This window comes from Pseudomonas sp. WS 5410 (genome assembly GCF_012985645.1).
GTDB classification, from domain to species: Bacteria; Pseudomonadota; Gammaproteobacteria; order Pseudomonadales; family Pseudomonadaceae; genus Aquipseudomonas; species Aquipseudomonas shahriarae.
In genome coordinates this window covers 75,587-91,094 of the sequence record NZ_JAAQWS010000019.1, presented here as the reverse complement: position 1 = coordinate 91,094, position 15,508 = coordinate 75,587, and the positions used below count along the sequence as shown (strand labels likewise).

Here is a 15,508-nt window from a genome sequence, read left to right as displayed (position 1 = left end):
GCCGAGTGAGGGGTCAGCCGTCGATCCAGGAATGCTCAGCACCCACCTTGATGTTGAATTTGTGAAACAGCGGGAGGTAGTGTTCCTTCATTTCCTTGATCCTCACACCCAGCAGGTTGGATGGAACAATGCCCTTGCTCACGTAAAACTCGCGTAGACCGTCTTCGATATTGACGCTCGGTCCGGATGAAACAACTTTGTTGCTGACGACTTTTGATTCTTTGGCAATGCCGTCAAACCCTAGGTCGTACATGTCGGGCCTTTTCGCTTTAAGTATGTCATTGAACAGATTGGGCCCTACCGTCTCAAAGATCTTGCGCTCATAGGCATTGAACTCGGGGGTGAATTGGACCTGTCCATTGGGGCCCCTGGAAACCGTGGGCCGATTGGCGGCGAAGTACGACTTGTTGGCGGAAAAGCGTCGGTTCATTTCTGTGATCATGTCCGTCAGCACGGGATTGCCCGGCTGCGTAGCAAAGTTACTGGTGTTATAGAACGGGTTGTAGCCGGTCAGGCTATGGGCAACAGGCTTGTTAAGAAGAACGTCATTGGCGCCGGCTTTTAAAACCACATTGCCGATATCGGCTTGAATCACATCATCGGTATCAAGATAGATGCCGCCGTATTTATTCATGATCGGATAGCGTGCGACGTCCGATGCGGCGGCCAGGTTTTTCCCCTGGCCTTGGCGAAAGTAGTTGTACATTTCGCCATTTTTCAACTGTTTGAAAACCTCGTCCTCATTGAGATTCACCACCGTCAGGTCGGGAGCCTTGCTCTGCAGCTTGCTTTTTATCTGTTGGAAAATAGCTGGGTTGTCGGCATCTACGTGGAGAACAGATTGGTAGCCTGGGGCTTTCTTGGCATTGTTGGCCATGTTTTCCACCAGGTTGGTGGGGATGTCCTGGCCTGCCCAGAAATAATGCAGTTGTTTGGGTAATGGCCTCGCATCTCTCGGGATATGTATGGAGATCGGCGGGCTGACATCCACGAACTGGAATCTATGGGCGTCGATTTTCTTGGCTTTGCCGAGTTGTTGTAGGGTTCCCCGCTGCCACTTGCCTTTGCCGGTTCTCCAGAAATACTGGTCAGTAACCCCTTCAACACCGGTAGAGGTATTCGTTGCCTTCCAGGCACCGAGTGAACTATTGAACGTGACGCTATGTTCCACACCCATGTAATTGAGCGTGTAGGGGGAGGGTGGGCGTCCGGTTGTTTTGACATCGTCTATCGGCACGACATAAGTATGTTCGTCGAGCCGCCACGGCGTGGGCGGGCTCCCGGCACCGCCCAGCAGACGGTTACCCCTGGACACCGGTTCCCAGCCAGCAACGCCCAGATCCTTGACGGGGATATCGGGGCTTGCGCCTCCCGCGCGCACGATCACGCGCTGGCCATCTTTCACGCGTGATTCATACAGCGCTCCGTCAACCTTTACATACTCTTTATTACTGCCCCCGACATACACATTGCCCTGTCGGCCCTTGATCTTTAGTTCTGACAGGGCGATATGTTTGACTTCATACCCGGATAAATCGGCATTCAGGGATTTCACCTCTCCATTGGCCGCTACCCGGTGGGGCTTGAACTCCTTTATCGGGGGGCCAAAGGCTCGCTTCTTGAGTGGGTCGTATTGATGCCAATTGCCTTGAAACATGACGACGTTACCTTCGGTCGTCTCCTGGCCAACCTTGAACGTGCCGGTTGCTGCCAGGCCGTGCTGCTGGCTGGCGATCTGGGTTGTGTCGCCGCCGAGAGCAATCGGGTTGTCGGGGGTGACCACAAAGTTGTCCAGGGCTTTGCCGTACGCCCGCTGGGTGTGCGGGTCAAAGGCATACCATTTTTGGCTCGCCTCATCGAACTTGGCCAAGGCTTTGTTTTCAAGTGCGCTATTGGCTGTCTTGTAGGTGCCTTCGGCGATATCAGGTTTTTTCGCCAACTCCAGCAGGTTCACGCTGCGGTAGGAGCCACGCAAGTATTTGACCCCCTTGTAGGCGGTACGCCCCAGCTTCGCTACCGCGCGCGCCAGGTCATCAAGCCCCCCCACGGGATTCAGCGCGCCAACCGCCGCGCGCCCGATGATCTTGCCGGCACGCCCCAGTTTTGAAAGGGCCGATGCTCCGGCTGCGAGGGCTTTGGCACCTTTGGCTGCGGTGCCCAGGCCAATTGCAAAACCGAAGATATCAAACGCCAGGTCGGTAATGCCCTCGCCGACGTTGCCGTCTATAAAGTTCTTTATGGCTGAGCGAAATGGAATGAGGTTCAGGGCGATTTCTTCAAGCGCCTTATAGAACGGTAGTTCAGTGTCAAAGGTGGTGGCGCCCTTGGCGTAGCGTTCTACAGCAGGCAGGTCCATGGCCTCGATCACTGCGTCAGCAATGTAGCGGGTCCGGGCACTGTTGAAGCTGTTGGGCGCGCCTTGTGCCCCCTGGTTTTCATCGGTTATGCCAGGCGGGTGCGGGCCCGCCGGTTTTACTGCATCGAATCTCTTGCCGCCTGATGCGTGTAAAAAGCCGCTGGTGGGGGCGTACTCCTGGTAACTCTGGTTCGGTCGCCTGGTCACCGTGCCTTTCAATCGGTCAATGGCATAGGTCATGACCTTACCGTTGCGCTCGGTCTTGACCAGCAGCACACCCGGTTCAACGAGAATGGGGTGATCGGCCCGGGTGTAGCGAACCTCCTTGCTGATGGATATTTTGCCGAGCTCGAGGTTCTCCCGGTCTTGTAGCGGCAGTTTTGAAATAAGCAGCTTGATCTGGGTGGCCGTGGCTTTCTTGACCGTATTGGCGTAGCCCGCAAATGTCTCGTTGAAGGCCTCCACCGGGCGCGCCAGGTTTTTAAGCTTTGGTATGACAGCACTGATGTTGATCGCCTCAGATGAGGAAACCCATGCCGCAGGTTTGCCATCAGGCTCGAGGGTGATCGCCCCAAACGTCAGGTCTTTTACAAAAGCACGGCCATGCTCCCCCCAATTGTCGGCCGAGTCGGGAGCCCCGCTGAGCGCGCGACCATCGATGTACAGGTCGAGGATCGAGTAGGGGCCCGGGAAATAACGGCTGGAGGGTTGCGAGGTAATGCACTTCTTGTCGAACAGTGCCGGGTCCATGTCCGGCAGGGCTTTCTTCAGTTGCTCCAGGGCAATTGCCTTGGTGGTAGGCATTTGCGCAAGTTGGGTTTCGGAGGCCTCTTTCAGCTCGCGAATCTGCGCACTGAACTCCTCGCGCACGGTATTTATGGCTGCGGGTGTTGCCGGGTAACCCATGCCGTTGGCTGCTCCCCAGTCTTTGATCGCCTCGCTCTGCGCCGTGTACTCAATACGACGTTCTTCGTCAGTGATGGGGGCGGTTGCGGCGTCGAGCATGATTTGCGCGTAGCTCATCGTCGCCGTGCTGCCTGGCGCTTTTGCTTCGAGGCGCGCGGTTGCCGTGACCAGGCTGACCCAGCTATGGGTGCCCGGCGTCACCTGATTCGGAATGCCCTTGACCAGGAACTCCGGTGCCCGGCTGGCCAGCAAAAGATGGGCCTTGACTGCCGCGCTCTCAGGGGACGAAGCGCTGCCTTGGGCGAGCAAGTGCGCGGCGAGTTCCTTGATGATCGCCGAGGCGGGCTTGCCCGTATTGTTCTCCGAGACCAGCCGATAGCCCTCGATCTGTCCGGGTGACGGGTTATGCAGGTGCTTGCCGCTCTCGATGTTCAAGGCCGCCAACAGCCAGTCCGTGGCACTGCCTTTGACGCCGCGCGCCTCGAAAGTGGCCTGGATGGCGCTACCCAGTGCCTTGCCCCGGGGCGAATGGAGCAAGGTATCGATCAACTGCCGTGGGTGTTTTTGGTCCTCGGCCGAGATTTGCCTGCCGTTCAGCAAGTAATCCAGCACATGGTTAAACGGACTCAGTGTGGTATCGCCGAACTTGCCGGCGCGTAGATCCGAGTGCAGTTGTTCCTGGCTGGCCCGGTCAAGGGGTTCGGGCCAGGCCAGCGCTCCACCCAGGTTGCCATTGGCCGGTGCCTTGGGGGCTGGCGTAGCGAGGGCGGTTGCAAGGTTTGCCAACTGCTCATGAGTGGTGGGCACGTCCCAGCCATGGTCTTCGATGAATTGCAGGAGGCTGACCTTGTTCGATTGCTCGGTGTGGTTGGCCTGGTAGGTGCTGTTGGGGGACAGCTCGATCATGCTTTTGTGCAGTTGGTTCCTGATCTGCCCGGCATAGTCGATGTCGTGCTCGACCGACCTTGCCAGGTGACGAAGCTCGGCGATGGCCTGGTGCCGGTGGTCAATGTCGCCCAGATGCGCTTCCTGGTTTTGCAGTTCATCTTGGCTGCGCGACTTGATCAAGGGGGCCGAGGTGGCTGGATCGAGCGGTGTGAAGCCCTGGTTCTGGTCGATTTGCGCAGCACGCTGGCGCATTGAGGGGGCGGTGAGGTCCAGCCGCTCATTGTAAAAGCGCCCGACCAACCAGTAGGGAACGGGCTCGATAAGGTCGCTTGCCGGCGGCGAGAAGGCCGTATCGCTGTCGCCCGCAGCGATGACTTGGCCGGCCTTGAGCACGGGCCCGCTGATGGCGGCCCAGCGGGCGTCGTCTTGCCCGACGGTGTGTCGCTTCTGCTCGGGATCAAGGTGCTGCTGGAGCTTGAAGGAGATTTTGCCGGATTGCGGATGCAGTTCGATCGAGCGGGGATTGATGCCTTTGTCTTGCATCCATTGACGGATGTCGGGCGATTTGAAGGCGTTTGACAGTTGCGTCCACCACTGGCCGAACGTGGACTCGGGAGCAAGGGTGTTGATCGTGACGTTTCTCTGGCCATTGGCGGCCAGCAACAGCGCCGAGTGATACTCCATCGCCAGCTCGCGATCACCTGCGATACGCGGGTTTTCGTTGGGGCCTTCGGGGTCGGGGGCTTCACGTTTTTGCCGGGAGGGCGGCGGTCCGGGGAGGATGTTGGAGGCAAGAGGTGGCTGACGTTGCGGCTTCACGTGCTTGGGAATACTGAGCATAAGGGCGACTGCCTGAAGGTTTGGGAATGGGTCCGGGGTTAAACAGCGACCGTGGCATTAGCCTTGTGTAGCGGTTTAACGCCGGATGATTCCCTTGCGTCTGCAGTTGTTGATTTACCTATTATTTCCATCAGCTACGGATCAGAAATCCCAGCGGGTAGTCAGCATCACGGTTCTTGCCTTCGGAGGGCTCCAGCAGTTGGTTGTTGCGGTCGCCTTCGGCTGTTGGCGCACCCGGTCAATCGCTTTGAGCACCTGTGCCGCCTGCAGAATCTGCTCGGGCGAGGGGCACCTTGGTCTCAGCGCAGCCCCTTTCAACGTCTTTAATAGAAGGACTCGAAGAAAGATGGCTTCACGTCGTTAATGCGCGGATTTCATGTGGTTAATTTTGGGTATCAGTCATTTTTTGTTGGTTTTGTTGACTGATCGGCGCTGGTAGAGCGAGATATGGCCGTGGGAAAGCGGTCTGGGTCATGCTTTATAGGTGTCGAAAGGTAACCATGTATAAAGTTTATGTGTATTTAGGTAGCGTTTTTGCGCGTATTGACCGAATCCACAGTAACGTCTTTTTGACAGAATCCGCTCTGTGCGCACCGATCCGGTCAGCCTTTTCCACGTTGTGTTTAAAGCTCGGATCCCCATAAACATTAGGCGCTGGCATGGCTGTGACTGCTTGTTCTGGCGTAGAGCCCTTGGGCACTGCGAGAAACGCCATGGCCAATCGGTCATTCCAACCCCGGTTCGGTCAGTGGCATATGCCCTGCACCCCTTCAAGGCATTCCATGCGTTCACTTCACCCATAGGCTTGATCATGACGAAACCCTTCCCGAATCAGAGCGGTATCTACGACGTCATCGTTGTGGGCGGTGGCGTGGTGGGATGCGCGATGGTCCGGCGCTTTACCCTGGAGGGGGCGCGGGTGCTGTTGCTGGAAAAGAGCCCGGATATCCTGTCTGGGGCGAGCAAAGGCAATAGCGCGATCTTGCACACCGGCTTCGATGCGCCCACCGGCAGCCTGGAGCTGCAGTGCATGAAGGACGGCTACCAGGAATACCTGGAGATCCACCAGCAGATGTCGCTGCCGCTGCTCAAGAGCGGCGCGATGGTGGTGGCCTGGAACGAGGACGACCTGGGCAAGCTGCAAGGTATCGTCGAGCAGGCACACGCCAATGGCATTGCCGATGTCAGCCTGATCGGCCGCGAGCGGCTGCGCAGCCTGGAACCGAACCTGGCGCACAATGCCCTGGGCGCGGTCGAGGTGCCTGGCGAATTCCTTATCGACCCGTGGTCGGCGCCCTTGGGGTACCTGCTCCAGGCGATGATGCATGGCGCGCAGGTGCGCCTCAACACCGAGGTCAACGGCGGCTATTTTGATGGCGATCTCTGGGCCCTGGAGACCACCAACGGGTTTATCCGCGGCCGTACGATCATCAACTGCGCCGGGTTGTTCGGCGATGTGCTGGAGCAACAGTTGCTGGGCGCATCGAGCTTTTCCATTCACCCGCGCAAAGGCCAGTTCGTGGTGTTCGACAAGGCGGCCGCGCGCTATCTGGGCAATATCATCCTGCCGGTGCCCAATGAGCGCACCAAGGGCATCGTCCTGACACGCACGGTCTACGGCAACCTGTTGGTGGGGCCTACCGCCGAAGAACAGGAAGACCGCCTGCACGCAGGGCTCGACAGCGAGGTATTGCGCCAACTGGTGGACGCTGCCGTCGAGCGCATTCCCGCGCTCGACGGCATGCCGGTCACTGCCACCTATGCTGCGTTGCGCCCGGCCACGGAAAAGAAAGAGTATCGGGTGCAGCGGGTCGAAGGTAAGAACTGGATCAGCGTCGGCGGCATCCGTTCCACCGGCCTGACGGCGGCGCTGGGCATCGCCCGGCACGTGTTCAGCCTGTATCAGCGCGAGCACACGCCAGTCCCCGCGTCGATCCTGCAATGGCCGACGCTGCCTAACCTCGCCGAACATTTGCCACGCGACTACCACCGGCCGGGCTACGGCGAAATCGTCTGCCACTGTGAAATGGTGACCCTGCGGGAAATCCAGAATGCCTTGGCCAGCGCGCTGCCGCCCGGTGACCTGGGCGGGTTGAAGCGGCGCACGCGGGCCTGCATGGGGCGCTGCCAGGGTTTTTATTGTGGGGCGCGGGTGGCCGAGCTGAGCGCTGGCCATCTGGCCATTCCCCTTGCAACAGGTGTTTGTCATGCAGCCCATTGAAGTCGAAAACATTGATGTCGCGATTATCGGTGGCGGGCCGTCGGGACTGTCGGCGGCGATCACCCTGCGCAAGCTGGGCGTGGGCACGGTGGTGGTGCTCGAGCGTGAGCCCGAGGCTGGTGGTATTCCGCGCCATTGCGGGCATCCACCCTTTGGTCTGCGTGAATATGGCCGGGTCTACACGGGGCCGGCGTATGCGCGCAAAAATGTCACGCAGGCGGTGAAGGCGGGCGTGGATATCCGCGTCAAGCACTCGGTGACGCAGATGGGCCAGGGCGGACGCCTGGAGGTGGTCAGCCCGCAGGGCGCCAAGGTGATCCAGGCGCGTCGGGTGCTGATCGCCACCGGGGCCCGGGAAACGCCGCGCTCGGCGCGCCTGGTGGGTGGCGACCGCCCGCTGGGGGTGATCAATACCGGTGCGTTCCAATCCTATCTGTACCTGGAGCACCTCAAGCCCTTTGAACGCCCATTGATCGTCGGTACCGAGCTGGTCAGCCTGTCGGCGGTCATGAGTTGCCGGCGTGCCGGGATCCAGCCGGTGGCCATGATCGAGGCCAACCCGCGGGCCACGGCGCGCTGGCCGTTGTCGCTGTTCCCGCGGCTGTGCGGGGTGCCGATGCATTTTGGCGCGCAACTCCTGCAAATCCACGGCACCGGGCGGGTCGAGGGCGCGACGGTGCGCCTGGCCAACGGGCAGACCCAGACGTTTGACTGTGACGGCGTGCTGCTCACCGGCCAGTTCACCCCCGAATCGAGCCTGGTGCGTTTGAGCGAGTTGCGCCTGGACCCCAACAGCGGCGGCCCGCATATTGATCAGTACGGGCGCTGTTCCGACCCGGCGTACTTTGCCGCCGGCAACCTGCTGCGCCCCGTCGAGACGGCAGGTTGGTCGTTTCGCGAAGGCCATAAGATCGCTACGATGATCGCCCGTGACCTGCAGGGGCAATTACCGTCTGCTGCGTCGAGTATCGAAATTGCCTGCAGGGGCGACTTGAAACTCTGCGTACCGCAGCGCCTGAGCCCGTCTGCCGTGGCGGGGCTGCAGCACCTGCAACTGCGGGTTCGTCGTGGGGTGAAAGGGCGCCTGGTGGTTCGCGCCGACGGTAAGGAGATCTGGTCGCGCGCCGACAGTTCGCTGCCCGAGCGGCGGATCTTGATACCCATCGCCAGCCTGAACCTGCCCCAGGGCGTACAGCAACTCGAAGTCGACTTTGTCGGCCCATAACAAGACCTGCCGAGGAGTCTTTAACATGCGCATTGCCGCGCTCGATCAAGGTACCACCAGCACCCGCGTGCTGGTGGTGAGTGACAATGGGTCTGCTGATATCCAGCTCTCGTTGCGCCATCAGCAACACCATCCCCATCCTGGTTGGGTGGAGCATGATCCACTGGAATTGCTCAATAACCTGCAGCGTTGCCTGGAGGCCACCGGCCAGGTGGACGCCATCGGCCTTGCCAACCAGGGCGAGAGTTGCCTGGCGTGGGATGCCCAGACTGGCGAGCCGTTATCCCCGGTGATCGTCTGGCAGGACAATCGCACCTCGGCCGAGATCGCCCAGTTGCGCGGCGACGGTGGCGAGGCCCTGACCCTGGAGCGCGCCGGTTTGCCGCTCGACCCGTATTTCTCGGCGAGCAAGCTGGCCTGGATCGTGCGCAACCTGCCGGCCGCGCAGAACGCATTGCGCGCCGGACGGCTGCGCCTGGGCACCACCGATGCGTACTTTCTCGACCGTCTGACCGGGGTCTTTGCCACCGATGTCACCACCGCTTCGCGCACCTCGCTGATGAACCTGGCGACCGGGCAGTGGGACAGCCAGCTCTGCGAGCTGTTTGGCGTGCCGATGGAAACCCTGCCGCAGATCCGCGACACCGTCGGGCACTTTGGCGAGATTGGCGCCACCCCGGTCACCGCTTCGATTGTCGACCAGCAGGCCTCGCTCTATGGCCATGGTTGCCGCAATGAAGGCGACGCTAAGATCACCTACGGTACCGGTGCGTTTGCCCTGACCTTGACCGGCGAGCAGATCATCCGCGCGCCGGAAAAGGGCCTGCTGGCAACCATTGCCTGGCAGATCGACGGCAAGCCCACCTATGCCATGGACGGTGGTGTCTACGATGCCAGCGCGGCGGTGGAGTGGGCCGGGCGGCTCGGCTTGTTCACGGATTTTTCGGAGCTGGCGGCGTTTGACGAGCCTCCGGCCATTGGCCGCCAACTGGCGTTTGTGCCGGCGCTGTCCGGGCTGGCTTGCCCCCATTGGGACCGCAGCGCGGCCGCCCTGTGGGTCGGTATGAACGGCAGCACCACACGCCAGGATATGTGCCAGGCGGTGCTGGAGGGCGTGGCGTTGCGCAGTGTTGAAGTGATCACGGCCATGGACGGGTTTCTCAGCGTCACCGATCACCTGTCGATTGATGGCGGCCTGGCGCGCAGCCCGTATTTTGCGCAGTTCCTCGCCGATGCCTTGCAGCGTTGCATCGTCACTCAGCGTTTCGACGAGTTGACCGCGTTCGGCTGTGCCGCGCTGGCGGCCAAAGGGCTTGGCGTGGCGCTCAAGCCGCCGCGCAATACCAGCACCAGCTTCCACCCGAAAGTCAGTGCCGCCCAGGCCCAGCAGTGGCGTGCCACGTTCAGTGACGCGGTGACGCGGTGCCGCGACTGGCGTTAACCAGTCACCACTCCGGGCGGGTCAGGGCAGGGGCTTGCAGCACTTCAACCTGGGCCTCTGCCAGGGCCTTGGCCAGTTCGCCCAGAGGCGCGCGGTCGATGATCAGGCGGTCGATGCGCTCCAGGGGGAACACCTGGAACAGCGCACGCTTGCCCATCTTCGAAGAGTCGGCAATCACCGTGAGGTAGCGTGTGCGGGCGATCATCGCGCGGGTGATTTCCGCCTCTTCGATGGAGAAATCGAAGGCGCCGTCGGTGTTCAGGGCGCCAATGGTGACCACGGCATGTTCGGCGTTGAAACGGGCGATCTGCTCCATGGCCAGGGCGCCGATATTCTGTTCCGATTCGGGGCGGTATTCGCCGCCGATCATGAACACGCGATTGCCGCTGGCGCCAATGGCGGCGGCGATCAACAGGGAGTTGGTGATCACTGTGATGCGGTTGAGTTTTGCCAGTTCACGGGCGAAGAACAGGGTAGTGGTGCCAGTATCAATCAGCAGACTGTCGCCCGGCGCGTAGAGCCCGGCGGCAAAGCGCGCCACTGCACGTTTCTCGTGGGAGAACTCATTCATTCGGGTCTGGAAGGCGTTCTCGTGCTCACCACTGGGGGGCAGCGAGGCACCGCCATGGAACTTGGTGACCTGGCCGTCTTCGGCCAGGGCCGTGAGGTCGCGGCGTATGGTTTCTTGCGAAGTGCCGAGGGTGCGCGCCAACTCGTCGACCGAAATGCGTTCACGTTGGCGTAGTAACTCAAGGATATGTTGGCGTCTTTCATTGGGGCGCATGGGTAATCATCCTCTTGATGCTACGTGAATGCGCCACAGGGGCGCGGCGCTGTTACCGAGGCACTCAAATGATGCCGCAGTCGCTAGCGCTGGGGCGTTTGAGCGCCAGCGGCAGGGAGGTGAACGTGGTATTGGCGTTTGTCGTTCACGGCCGTAAAGTCCGCTGCCTTGAAAGGTGTGACCAGAGATTACGCAATACAATTGACCGATTCCAGTGTGTTTAACCCGCAAAACCACATAAAACACACGATTGGCATGGGAAGTGGTTAGTAATAGGGTGTGAAAACACCGCAAATGGAGCTGTAAACGCGTTTGGCCAATGGAGCGACCGAACTGGGGCGTACTCCTACAAAAATAATTGATTCAGTACAGATGGAGCGAAAGCAATGGCGGAATTTGGCAACTACGTTATTTACCTGATCATGATCGGCGCGGTGGTTGGCGCGTTTGCATCCGTGATCAAGCCGGACAGCGGCCTGGGCAAGGAGTTTGTCAACGGCATCCACTCCATCGGCCCGGTGTTCCTGGCGCAGGCGGGCATCATGGTGGCGATCCCGTACTTGTCCAAATTCATCGAGGTCGCCCTGGGGCCGTACTTTGGTGCGATGGGGTCAGACGTGTCGATTGCGGCGCTGTCGATCATTGCCGTGGACATGGGCGGCTACCAGTTGGCCGATGCCCTGGCGGCGAACCGCGACATGTGGATCACCGCCATGATCGTCGGCTACACCTCCGGCGCGACCATTGTCTACCTGATCCCGGTCGGCCTGATGATGCTCGAGCGCAAGGACCACAAGTACCTGGCGCTGGGGGCCATGGCGGGCTTGATCAGCATCCCGTTCGCGGTGCTTGCGTCGCTGATGATGATCACCGCCTTCAACCTGCCGGTGCGGGACATTGTGTCCACCACGTCGCCGGCGTTGCATTACCTGAGCCTGGGTTTTGTCGACTGCGTGCGCTTGCTCGCGCCATTGTTTGTGTTCTGCTTCCTGCTGGCTGCCGGCCTGCGCTACCGGGCGGCGTGGATGGTGGCCGGGTTCCTGGTGTTCGGTAAGTTGATGGACGCCTTTATCAAGATCGTCCTGGCGTTGGCCATCGTTGAGCACTTCACCGGGTTCTTCATGAAGAATTTCGGTGTGTGGGGCTTTGACCCGATGTTCGCCGACGAGAAGGAGTTGTTCCGTGCCATCGAGATTGCTGGCTATATCGGCATCATGCTCGCCGGTACGTTCCCGATCTGCTACCTGTTCAACCGCTACTGCAAGAAACCCATGGAAGTGCTGGGCAAGCACATCGGGCTGTCGGCCGATGGTGCGGCGGCGTTTGTCATGGTGTTTGCCAACATCATCGCGGTTTACCACCTGTTCAAGAAAATGAATGCCCGGGATAAGGTCCTGTGTGTGGCGCTGGGTGTCTGTGCCCAGGCCACCATTGGCGATCACCTGGCCTTTACCGCGAACTTCCAGCCGACGCTGATCATGCCGATCCTGCTCGCCAAGCTGTTTGGCGGCCTGCTCGCCGTGGCGATCGCGATCAAGATCTCGGTGCCCGCCGCCCAGCGTTATGAAGCGCAGGAACGCGAGCGCGAAGAGGCCGATGCTCCCGGTGTGCCCGCTGCCCAGGCGGTCTGACGGCCACTGTTCAACCATCGCAAGGGTGCGAGCCCTTGCATTGCCCTGAGGTAACAATGAGAAAGATCTTTCTGGCCTGCCCCTACAGCCATGCCGATGCGTCCGTCACCCACGAGCGCTTTATCCAGTGCAACAAGGTGGCGGCCACGATTATCGAGGCGGGTCATGGGGTGTTCAGTCAGGTGTCGATGTCGCACCCGATCAACCTGGCGTTCGAAGGCAAGGACAGCGCAACCATCGGCAAGCTGTGGGCGCCGGTGGATGCGCTGTTCATGGACATGATGGAAGAATTGATCATCCTCGATCTGCCGGGCTGGGACTTGAGTTCGGGGATCAAGCGCGAGATTGAATTCTTCAAGAATCGCGGGCAGAAGGTCAGCCTGTGGTCGCAGGTTTCTGGCGAGTTCAACTAACAACGCAGATCCCCTTGTGGGAGCGGGCTTGCCCGCGATAGCAGTGTGTCAGGTTAAAACTACTTGACTGAAACACCGCCATCGCGGGCAAGCCCGCTCCCACAAAAGCCCTCCCACTTCGGGTTGTGTGCATGGCGCACGCCACATGCCACGTTGTATGGTCTTGCAAAACCCTGCAACGGAGCACCCCCCATGTACAAGGACTATCCCGCCGCCTACCAAGTCAGCAAAGGTGCTGCCTTGCAGGTCGACCAGGCATTTTATGATCGCGTGCGCGATGCCGAGCGCACCCTGGTCGAGCAGTTTGAAGTGCCGATCCGCACCGGCCGCGCCTGGAAAGTGCCGGCAGGTCATGTGTTCCGCGTGACCACCCCGGTCGGCCCGCAGGTTGGCGACTTCAATGTGTGGAATGCCAATGATCCGCGCGAGCGCATGTGGGCGGCCCGCACCCGCCAGTTGCAAGGCGCCCACGTCAGCACCTATGACCGCTTGTGGTCGAACCTTCCGTTCCTGCGGCCGATGGTCACCATCACCGATGACAGCCTGGCCGGCTACGGTATCGACGAGCACGGCGGGCGCCTGCACGACCTGTTGGGCACGCGCTGCGACCCATACGTGAACAAGATGCTCACCGGCGAGGACTTCCACCACCATTGCCACTCCAACCTGACCCGCGCCATCTTGCCCCACGGCCTGACCGAGTTCGATGTGCACGATGTGTTGAACATCTTCCAGTGCACCGGCCTGAACCACGACGACATGTACTTCATGAAGGCATGCCCGGCCAAACAGGGCGATTATCTGGAGTTTTTTGCCGAGATCGACTTGCTGTGCGCACTATCCACTTGCCCGGGCGGCGACCTGTCGCTGCCGATGTGGGGCCCGGATGCCCAGGATCCGCTGACCGTCTGCCGCCCGCTAGGCGTGGAGATCTATCGGCTCGACGCGGCCCTGCTGCAGGGTTGGAAATCGCCTGCGCGCGCGGCGTACAACGGCAACCATGGTTTGCTGATTCCCAAGGCAGCGTGGGAAAAATAAGGGAGCTGGGAAGGGCGGCGGTAGTGCTTTATGTGGCGGAAATTGCGTGCCCAGCCGCCCCCCCTGTGGGAGCGGGCTTGCCCGCGATGGCGGTGGTTCAGGCGCTACTTCTGGTATCTGACACACCGCCATCGCAGGCAAGCCAGCTCCCACAGTTGATGTGTGGTGTGTGTAAGGTTCTGTGCCAGGCAGAGATCCCCTATGGGAGCAGTCGAGACTGTACAAGCATCAGGTTCGGGCACTAAAATGAGAAGTATTATCATTCGCTGCTCATTGGACCTGACATGTACGACGACAGTCTCGTCTCGCCCGTCGAACAACTCTACACCCGTCATCACCCCTGGTTGCGCAGCTGGTTGCAGCGGCGCCTGGGGCACTGCGCCGATGCCGAAGACTTGGCCCACGACACGTTTATCCGGGTGTTGCGCACGCAGCAGGATGTGCGGGAGTTGCGCCAGCCCATGGCGTTTCTGGCGGCGATTGCCAATGGCTTGCTGATCAACCGCTGGCGCCGCCAGGCGATAGAGCGGGCTTACCTGGAAGCACTCGCCGCCCGGCCGGAAGGTGAGGAGCCATCGCCTGAGACCCGCTACCTGATGATCGAAACCCTGCTGCAGCTCGACTCGCTGCTGGTGGGCCTGTCGATGCAGGTGCGCAAGATCTTCTTCCTGTCCCAGCTCGATGGCCTGACGTATCCGCAGATCGCCACGCAGTTGAGCTTGAGCGTGGCCCAGGTGCAACGGGCGATGGGCAAGGCTTTCAGCGTGTGCTACGCGAGCCGTTTTGAATGACTGGCAAGCCGGTTGCACCGAAAGTCCGCGAGACGGCCATCGACTGGATCGTCCGCGTGCAGTCCGGAATGATGAGCCCGGCCGAGCAGCAGGCGTTGCAGCATTGGCGCCAGGCAAACGCCGAGCACGAATACGCCTGGCAACGCGTCGCCAGTCTGCCGCTGATGCTCCAGCCCGGGGCCAACCTGTTGGCCGATGTCACCGCGCGGCGGGCATTGGAGGCGGCCGGGGCCGATCCGGCACGGCGCCGGCAGGTGCTCAAGTGCTTGTTGGGCCTGGGCCTGCTCGGTGGTTTGTCCTGGCAGGGCGCGGAATCGACCCTGGTGCGCGCAGCCTTTGCCACGTACCGCACGGCCACCGGCGAGCGCCGCCGCTGGACCCTGGCCGATGGCAGCTCTCTGTGGTTGAACACTGCCAGCGCTGTCAGCCTGGACTTTAGCGCGCAGCTGCGTCGCGTGCAGTTGATCGAGGGCGAAGTGGCGCTGGATGCTCGGGTTGAATCGCGCCCGCTGCAACTGCTCACACCGGATGCGCTGCTGCGTAGCCAGGATGCCAATCTGTTGGTGCGCCATGATCAGCAGGGCACGTGGATTACCGTATTGCGCGGGCTGGTCGAGGTGAGTTCGCCGCGCCATCCGGCACCGGTATCAGTGGCGGCAGGCTGGCAGACCCAGGTCGATCGCCAGGGTGTGGGCACGCCACGGCAAACCGATGGGTTTCTGGCCCAAGCCTGGCTGCGCGGGATTTTGCCCGCCGAGCGCATGCGCCTGGATGTGCTGCTGGCCGAACTGTCCCGTTACCGGCCGGGCGTCTTGCGATGCAGCGAGCAGGTCGCGGCGTTGCGCGTGACCGGCAGCTTCCAGTTGGACGATACCGATGCGGCGTTGGCGTTGGTCGCCCATGCATTGCCCGTGCGTATCGAGCGGCGGACCCGCTATTGGGTGACTGTGGTGCCGGTCTGAATATTTTTTTAC

The 15,508-nt window shown here is 60.8% G+C and carries 10 protein-coding genes; 8 read left to right on the top strand and 2 right to left on the bottom strand.

All coding sequences use genetic code 11. The features are described 5' to 3' along the window. Nucleotides 1–13: 13 nt before the first annotated feature. Nucleotides 14–4,990: a glycosyltransferase gene (locus HBO24_RS23775; RefSeq protein ID WP_170060444.1), complete on the bottom strand. Its 4,977-nt coding sequence runs from the start codon at nucleotides 4,988–4,990 to the stop codon at nucleotides 14–16. Nucleotides 4,991–5,801: 811 nt separating this feature from the next. Between HBO24_RS23775 and HBO24_RS23770 the strand changes: the two genes are divergently transcribed. Genes HBO24_RS23770 through HBO24_RS23760 form a run of 3 tightly spaced genes read left to right on the top strand, consistent with a single transcriptional unit; the run spans nucleotide 5,802 to nucleotide 9,877 of the window. Beyond that, complete coding sequence (locus HBO24_RS23770) at nucleotides 5,802–7,211, top strand: NAD(P)/FAD-dependent oxidoreductase (protein WP_170060443.1); 1,410 nt, start codon at nucleotides 5,802–5,804, stop codon at nucleotides 7,209–7,211. Further along, nucleotides 7,198–8,436 carry an NAD(P)/FAD-dependent oxidoreductase gene (locus tag HBO24_RS23765; protein ID WP_170060442.1) on the top strand — a complete coding sequence of 413 codons (1,239 nt, stop codon included), beginning with the start codon at nucleotides 7,198–7,200 and terminating at the stop codon, nucleotides 8,434–8,436. The genes HBO24_RS23770 and HBO24_RS23765 overlap by 14 nt, the downstream gene beginning before the upstream one ends. A 25-nt stretch (nucleotides 8,437–8,461) precedes the next feature. Then, nucleotides 8,462–9,877 (top strand): glycerol kinase, encoded by a 1,416-nt coding sequence (locus HBO24_RS23760; RefSeq protein WP_170060441.1) that lies wholly within the window; start codon nucleotides 8,462–8,464, stop codon nucleotides 9,875–9,877. 4 nt (nucleotides 9,878–9,881) lie between these two features. On the opposite strand, the gene HBO24_RS23755 is transcribed toward HBO24_RS23760, so the two are convergent. Continuing rightward, complete coding sequence (locus tag HBO24_RS23755; RefSeq protein WP_057959577.1) at nucleotides 9,882–10,661, bottom strand: DeoR/GlpR family DNA-binding transcription regulator; 780 nt, start codon at nucleotides 10,659–10,661, stop codon at nucleotides 9,882–9,884. 386 nt (nucleotides 10,662–11,047) lie between these two features. On the opposite strand from HBO24_RS23755, the gene eutH reads away from it, so the two are divergent. The 5 genes from eutH to HBO24_RS23730 all read left to right on the top strand — a co-directional run bounded on the left by eutH (nucleotide 11,048) and on the right by HBO24_RS23730 (nucleotide 15,496). After that, the gene (gene eutH / locus HBO24_RS23750) at nucleotides 11,048–12,292 is read left to right on the top strand and encodes an ethanolamine utilization protein EutH (RefSeq protein ID WP_057440016.1); all 1,245 of its coding nucleotides are present in this window, start codon (nucleotides 11,048–11,050) and stop codon (nucleotides 12,290–12,292) included. Nucleotides 12,293–12,348: 56 nt separating this feature from the next. Beyond that, on the top strand, nucleotides 12,349–12,705 hold the full coding sequence (locus HBO24_RS23745) for a DUF1937 family protein (RefSeq protein WP_115128094.1): 357 nt from the start codon (nucleotides 12,349–12,351) through the stop codon (nucleotides 12,703–12,705). 192 nt (nucleotides 12,706–12,897) lie between these two features. Beyond that, nucleotides 12,898–13,743 carry a DUF1989 domain-containing protein gene (locus tag HBO24_RS23740; protein ID WP_170060440.1) on the top strand — a complete coding sequence of 282 codons (846 nt, stop codon included), beginning with the start codon at nucleotides 12,898–12,900 and terminating at the stop codon, nucleotides 13,741–13,743. A 284-nt stretch (nucleotides 13,744–14,027) separates the two neighbouring features. Further along, nucleotides 14,028–14,534 (top strand): sigma-70 family RNA polymerase sigma factor, encoded by a 507-nt coding sequence (locus tag HBO24_RS23735; RefSeq protein ID WP_057959580.1) that lies wholly within the window; start codon nucleotides 14,028–14,030, stop codon nucleotides 14,532–14,534. Further along, entirely contained in the window at nucleotides 14,531–15,496 is a 966-nt protein-coding gene (locus HBO24_RS23730) for a FecR domain-containing protein (RefSeq protein WP_170060439.1), read from the top strand. The genes HBO24_RS23735 and HBO24_RS23730 overlap by 4 nt, the downstream gene beginning before the upstream one ends. Nucleotides 15,497–15,508 lie beyond the last annotated feature (12 nt).